Genomic DNA, 6411 nt, shown 5'->3' on the forward strand with positions numbered 1-6411 from the left:
CTGAAGTCATTTTTTCAGCACCCCGAACTGGCTTATATCTCCGACTAATGTTCGGCTACTTTATTTCGGATTAGTAAATGAAGAAGCAAGGGAGGCATCGCATGCCAAGCACAGCCGAAATCACCGACTATCACATGACAAGCAAGCTGTTGGCTCACGGCCGACCTGGCGTTCAGGTTGACGCAACAGGTAACACTGGCTCCAAAGCTGCAGCGCTCGTCAACACCAACGCAACGCTGGCATCTGAAAGTGGCAAAATGCTTGGCTGGTGGTTGTTCATCGCTGCTATTCTTGCCGGTCTGGCTTACGCCTCTCCTCTGCTGGGGCTGCTTGTTGCGACGTTCGGAATCCCTTTCTGGTTCATCGGTCTGGTCATAATCGGGTTCTGGTCGGCCTGTCAGGTCACATACCGGCTTGCAACCCCGATGGGCGATGCTTGGCGGCACTTCAACCCATCTATGGGAAACCCCATAGGGCGAACTCTGCTGGGGTTGATTACACTGCCGCTGATACTGTTAATGCTCCTGATGTACTGGAGCAACAAGGCCTTTCACGTTCTGGAGGTTAAGCGTGGTCGGAAGAGCGATGACCCAGCGATTCGTAGGGCAAACGAGTATTACGAGCTGGGTCGGCGCGACTACTGGTTCAGAGCGTACCGGGAAGCCAAAAGACGAGAGCTTAACAAGGAAGACTTCGACTGGTTTCTCGTTGGGAGCACCTTGGGCGTCCTCGTTCCGGCGAAACAGTTTGAAGAGGTATGGGGCGAGGAAGCTCACAGGTTGCCCAAAGAGGAATGCGCCCGTATTGTCGATGACCTTACCGCCATCTACGGGCTTCCGAAAAAGTGATCTCGACGTAAGGCCAAGGATAGGCCTTACTGTTTGCCCTCACCCCAGCGAACGCAGCTTGCTCGCCAACGGAGAACTGGCAATCGTCTCCCCTCCTTCGTTCTGCTCTTCCCCTTCGTCAGCACTAGCGCTTGAACCAGCCTCAGCCGGGCTCTTTTGCGGGGCGTTCCCACGGACTGCTACGGAAGCGTGCCGGATTCGCTGCTCAACGGCTCCCGGCTGTTCATGGATGAATCCACACTCCACCGCCACCTCACGGCCATTGAAGAGGGTGACCACAGCCATGTGAACGCACTGCTGAGGGCTCTGGCCCACCGCTTTAGACGCAATGAAGTGGTCACGGCGCTGCGCTCACTGAAAGCCCTCTGTGATGCTGGTGTGGATCCCGCCCGCGTCTGGCGCGCACGCCAGGAACTGCTGGCCCGTCAGCTCAAGCGGGGGAACCGTAAACAGGCCCTCGAACTGACCCGGGGCGAGCTCCAGCGAGCCGAGAAGAACTGGGCCTGGAACCTACCGGAGGATCTTGCTCAGGAGGCATTGCTGGCGGACCTTGGCATCTGGCGTTACTGCCGGACGCATTGCGAATCAGCACAGCACTATGCCGCTGTGCTTGTAAGCCAGGGGCGCTCCGTGACCGCCCTCAGCGCGCTGATAAACCATGCCCTGCAGCCGGAGGCTGATGCCAAGGACCAGAAGGTCATGGCTGATGCCCTGCAACAGACTGCGGAATCTCCCATTGGCCGGGAACTGAGCCGAAGCCGTGAAGGTCGTGCTCTGGCGCGGCGGCTGGAATGGCTCGTGCAGACAGACCGCGTGGCCGCCCCTATTCGCAAAGCCATCCTGGAACTGCTGACCACTGGGTTGAGCCTGGAAATGCTGTTGGCGGTGTTTGAGCGGCTTCTGGCCCACCAGCCCACCGAAATACGCATGCGCGCGATCCGGCTCTCCCAGGCCAGCGATACCTGGATTCAGCAGACCTTTGGGTTCGGAGCCGACCCACAGCGCCTGCGCAGCACCTTTCTCCAGCTGGCTCTACGCCCGGAACCTGTTTCAGAAACCGAGGAGGCCGAATGACCACCACAGCCGCACCCGAACAGATCAAACAGATCCTCACCCACCAGGTCCAGCTTCTGGAGAAGCAGCCCGAGCTGGCCCATGAGCTGCCCCCGATTATGCTCTGGGGCCCGCCAGGTGTGGGGAAAAGCACCCTGGTGCGGGATGTCTGCAGGGAGCAGGGGATCCACTTCATGGACCTGCGCCTGGCCCAGCGCGAGCCCGTGGATTTGCGCGGCCTGCCTGTACCCAAGGACGACCACGTGGATTGGTTGCTCTCCGGCGAGTGGCCGCGTGACCCGGAAAGCCGCGGCATCATCCTTTTCGATGAGCTCACCGCCGCCGACCGCTCCCTGCAGGTCGCCGCCTATGAAATGATTTTGGATCGGCGCCTGGGCGATCTCTATAAGCTTCCGGTCCAATGGCTGGTGGTTGGCGCCGGCAACCGCAGTGAGGATCAGGCTGTGGCGCACACCATTTCCAGTGCGCTGGCCAACCGATTCTGCCACCTTGAGCTGGAGGCCGATCTGGAAACCTGGTGTCAGTGGGCCTCCCGTGAGGGCCTGCATCCCGATGTGATTGGCTTTCTACGGTTTCGCCCGGAATGCTTCTTTGCCATGGAAAGAGACCTTGAACGGGGCTGGCCCAGCCCGCGCAGCTGGACGCGCGTGGCGCAGACACTCAGCCACGGCGGGGATCAGCTGCCCGAAGACAGCCTGAGTCTGATGATTCAGGGACTGGTGGGGCAGGGCGCCGGTACCGAATTTCTCGCCTTCCGCCGCCAGTCCAAGGACCTGCCGGACATCGAGGCGATGCTGGAAGGGCGGATTGAGCCCTCTTTTCCGGAGCGGGCGGACCAGCGCTACGCCTTTGCCACGGCGTTGGCCCAGTACCTGTGGAAGGGCCCGAAAGAACACCGGCAGACGCGGGTGGAGCGCTTCTTCCGCATCAGTGAGGTCATGAGCTCTGATTTCGCGACTCTGGCGATGCTCGATGCCATGGAGGGAGCGAGCGCCAACCAGCGCGAACAGCGGGCCGAAGCCCTGTTTGGCCATGCCCGTTTTGCCCAGTGGAGCCAGCAACACGGGGCCGTCTTCAGCCGCCATGTGAACCTGCAGGGAGATGCCGCATGAGCAGTACCACCGCGCTCCAATCAATAGGGACCCTGACCGAGGCGGATCAGGCCCTGAAACACCGCATGCTTAAACAGCTGGAAGACGAACGCCTCCTGCTGCTGACCGTGCAGCCGTTCACCGCCAAGCTGCTCATGCACCTCAACCTCCAGCCGGTGGTGGACGACCGCCTGCCCACTGCCGGAACGGACGGAGAGACCCTGTTCTTCAACGCCCAGTTCATGGCGGGCCGTAGCGCTGAAGATCAGCGCTTTATACTGGCCCATGAGGTCTGGCACTGCGCCCTGGGCCACTTCCGCCGCCAGCTCGGTCGGGATCACGACCGCTGGAACCGCGCCACCGACTTCGAGATCAACCAGCTGCTCAAGGAGATGCTTCGTCACTGCCCGGAGGACGCTCTCTATGCCCGAAAATTTGAGGGAGAGTCCGCTGAAACCATCTACCAGAAATTGGAATCGGATCCTGGATGCAATCAAGGCTTGCCAATCGATACACACGATATCATGGGTGCTCACGCCCAGCTGACCAACACCAAGCTGGATCCCGATTTCAGCCCAAGAACACCGCAGCACGCGGATGCTGACCGCTGGCGCCAGCGCCTGGTTAGCACCGCGCAGCAGAGCCGCAGTGGCTTTGGGGACCTGCCGGGGGCGCTCCAGATTGTTGTGAATAAAGTCCGCAATCCCACTATCGACTGGCGCACACGTTTACTAAGATTCCTGCAGAAAACAACGCATGGTGGGCACGACTGGAGCCGACCCAACCGCCGCCACATCCACCGAGGCCTGTACCTTCCAAGCCGCCAGGGCGAAGCGCTCAACATCGCGGTGGGGATAGATGCGAGCGGGAGCTGTGTGGATCAGGTGCCGCAATTTTTGAGTGAACTGTATGGGATTCTGAAGAGCTTTGACCGGGTGGCGCTGCGGATGCTCACGTTTGATACCGAGATCCGGCGGGACGAGACGTTGACGGAGCAGGATCTTCATCAGCTGCAGGATTGGAAAGTATCTGCTGGCGGTGGTACGAGCTTTGTACCGGTGTTTGATGTTCTTGAGCAGGACCCGCCGCAAGCATTGGTAATGTTCTCAGATGGATGTGGTGCTATGCCTCCCCGCCGAGCGGTATACCCTGTCAGCTGGGTCCAGCCAGACCACAGCATGGAATCTTTCCATTGATTACCGCTCACAGGGACGAGTCATCGTTCATCACGGGCCTATGCCTCTGTCAACGATATCCGCATGGTGGCTTACATCGTACAATCACGGCCGCAGCTATTGACCCCACTTGGAGGTCACCAAGAGCGGCAGCCGGTTTGTGAGATTCGACAGAGGCAGCGATGCGCAACGTTCAAAATACTCGACTTGGGTTTGTGAATAAGGGAGGTGGGGTACATACAGCACGGACAACGATGCTGGCAGAGCTGGAGGCGTTATTCGATGTTGTCCCGCCTGAGGCTCAGAAAGAGCGCTATGAAAGTGCGATCATCGATGAAAACTGTCTGGCAAAACGTTCTGCTCGGACACGCTCTTTAACTTTCAGACACCTCAGGGATCTGTACTCCCTGGATCCCGCTTTTCCGGTGTTTTCCGGGTTTCGATATTTCTGGGATCGAGAGACAGAAGCGCATGGCCAGCTGGCCCTTTTGGCGGCGTTTGCACGGGATCCACTCTTAAGGATGGCGGCACCGAAGATTCTCGCGTTCCCTGAAGGTGCAGTTGTCACGCGCGAGCAGGTAGAGCAAATGATCTGGGAAGAAGATGCGGATCGCTTCAGTAACGCAACGCTCAAGTCGACTGCTCAGAATGTGAACAGTTCTCTAACAAAGTCAGGCCACCTGGCGGGCCGAGTGAAAAAGATACGTAAGCGCCTGGAGCCATCTCCGGGAGCCGTTGCCTATGCATTGTTTTTAGGCTTGCTGGAAGGGGCACGGGGGGAGTTTTTGTTTAAGAGCGAGTACTGCCGCTTACTGGATGCACGTGAAGAATCCCTGATGGATCTGGCCACTCAGGCAAGTACCAGGGGTTGGTTCATCTTCAAACGGATCGGTGATGTCATTGAATTGCGTTTCCCTGAGCTTGAAAAGACCCCTAAGCCAAGAGGCTGAGAATGAGTAGAGTTAAGCGTCTTGTCGAATCCTATGAACGGTTCATTAGGGGCCCCTGGCCGCCTGATGCGGCCTCCGCCCAGCGCGTCATTTTTTGCGTTTACCCGGAAAGTGAAGAACTGCGGGTGAGAGCCCAGGTTGGCGAATTTGAGCTTGCAACTCAGCGTGGCGGGCATGAGTGGCTTTGTGTCGATTTGACCAACTCTTTCCCGCAGTGGATGGCCACCCAGAAGTACGCTGAAAAATACTTTCGTATGCCAAGCGCCCTCAACACCGTTCTACACCGGTACGTGGACTGGCTTGAGGCGTATGTTCGCGCCGAAATCGAAAGAGAAGGAGCTGGTGATAACCATGTTGTCGCCCTCTCGGGGGTCGGGACCCTCTTTGGCTTGGTGCGAGTCAAAGAGCTGGTTGACCGGGTGGCGCCTATGGTTAAAGGCCGACTGCTCGTTTTCTTCCCCGGCAGTTTTGAAAATAACAATTACCGTTTGCTCGATGGTTACGACGGGTGGAATTACCTGGCCACGCCAATCCGGGCTGATAAAGATTTTTTGAACTAAGGAAAGACGTATGTTGAATCGCGACATCTATAGCACTGATCCCTCTGAACGTCGGCTACTGAACGAGGGCGTTGCTACCGTAAACGATGATGCGAGCGAGCAAGCCCTGCAGGTATTGCGGTACGAGTTGGAGACCTTTGTTTGCGATGGTCAGTATGCGAATGGCATGCAGGACGTTCTCGACTCCTTCCTCCGCAATTTCAATAGCGCCCAGCAGCCAGGCGTGTGGGTCAGCGGCTTCTTTGGTTCTGGTAAATCCCACCTGGTGAAGATACTGCGTGCGCTGTGGCTGAATATCGAATTCCCCGATGGTGCAACAGCCCGGGGGATTGCCGGCTTGCCCGAGGAAATCAACAATCTATTTAAAGAGTTGAGCACAGCGGGGAAGCGACACGGCGGCTTGTTTGCTGCTTCCGGAACCCTTGGTTCTAGCTCCCGAGACAAGAGCGTTCGGCTGGCGTTACTTTCAATCATCCTCAAGGCCGCCGGTTTGCCCTCGCAATACCCGATGGCGCGCTTTGTGCTCTGGCTGAAGCAAGAGGGCATCTATCAACAAGTGAGGCAGGCGGTAGAAAGTCGAGGCGATGACTGGGAAGAAGAGCTGGATAATTTCTACGTCGCTGAAAGCCTCCATGAGAGTTATTGTCAAATCTGGTGTATGACCATCAGGCGGCGCTCCTGTCAGATTGATCCTCCACCCGTTCTCCATCCTG

General features: G+C 57.9%; 7 protein-coding genes. All 7 read left to right on the forward strand.

Annotated elements, in window-relative coordinates:
* The first annotated feature begins 101 nt into the window (after positions 1-101).
* Positions 102-848 (forward strand): hypothetical protein, encoded by a 747-nt coding sequence (locus AC1RQI_RS16020; protein WP_481905619.1) that lies wholly within the window; start codon positions 102-104, stop codon positions 846-848.
* Positions 849-1037: 189 nt separating this feature from the next.
* Positions 1038-1922, forward strand: coding sequence for a hypothetical protein (locus tag AC1RQI_RS16025; RefSeq protein ID WP_481905620.1), 885 nt, complete (start codon positions 1038-1040; stop codon positions 1920-1922).
* The gene (locus AC1RQI_RS16030) at positions 1919-3034 is read left to right on the forward strand and encodes an ATP-binding protein (RefSeq protein ID WP_481905621.1); all 1116 of its coding nucleotides are present in this window, start codon (positions 1919-1921) and stop codon (positions 3032-3034) included. Before AC1RQI_RS16025 ends, AC1RQI_RS16030 begins: the two co-directional genes overlap by 4 nt.
* Positions 3031-4209: a vWA domain-containing protein gene (locus AC1RQI_RS16035; RefSeq protein WP_481905622.1), complete on the forward strand. Its 1179-nt coding sequence runs from the start codon at positions 3031-3033 to the stop codon at positions 4207-4209. Before AC1RQI_RS16030 ends, AC1RQI_RS16035 begins: the two co-directional genes overlap by 4 nt.
* 233 nt (positions 4210-4442) lie before the next feature.
* Positions 4443-5138, forward strand: a complete 696-nt coding sequence (locus tag AC1RQI_RS16040) for a hypothetical protein (protein ID WP_481905623.1) — start codon at positions 4443-4445, stop codon at positions 5136-5138.
* A gap of 2 nt (positions 5139-5140) precedes the next feature.
* A complete protein-coding gene (locus AC1RQI_RS16045; RefSeq protein WP_481905624.1) occupies positions 5141-5698 on the forward strand; it encodes a BREX protein BrxB domain-containing protein in 558 nt (185 codons plus the stop codon).
* Positions 5699-5708: 10 nt separating this feature from the next.
* The coding region (locus AC1RQI_RS16050) for a hypothetical protein (protein ID WP_481905625.1) at positions 5709-6411 on the forward strand (703 nt) is incomplete at its 3' end.

The organism is Salicola sp. AFF1 (assembly GCF_056783195.1).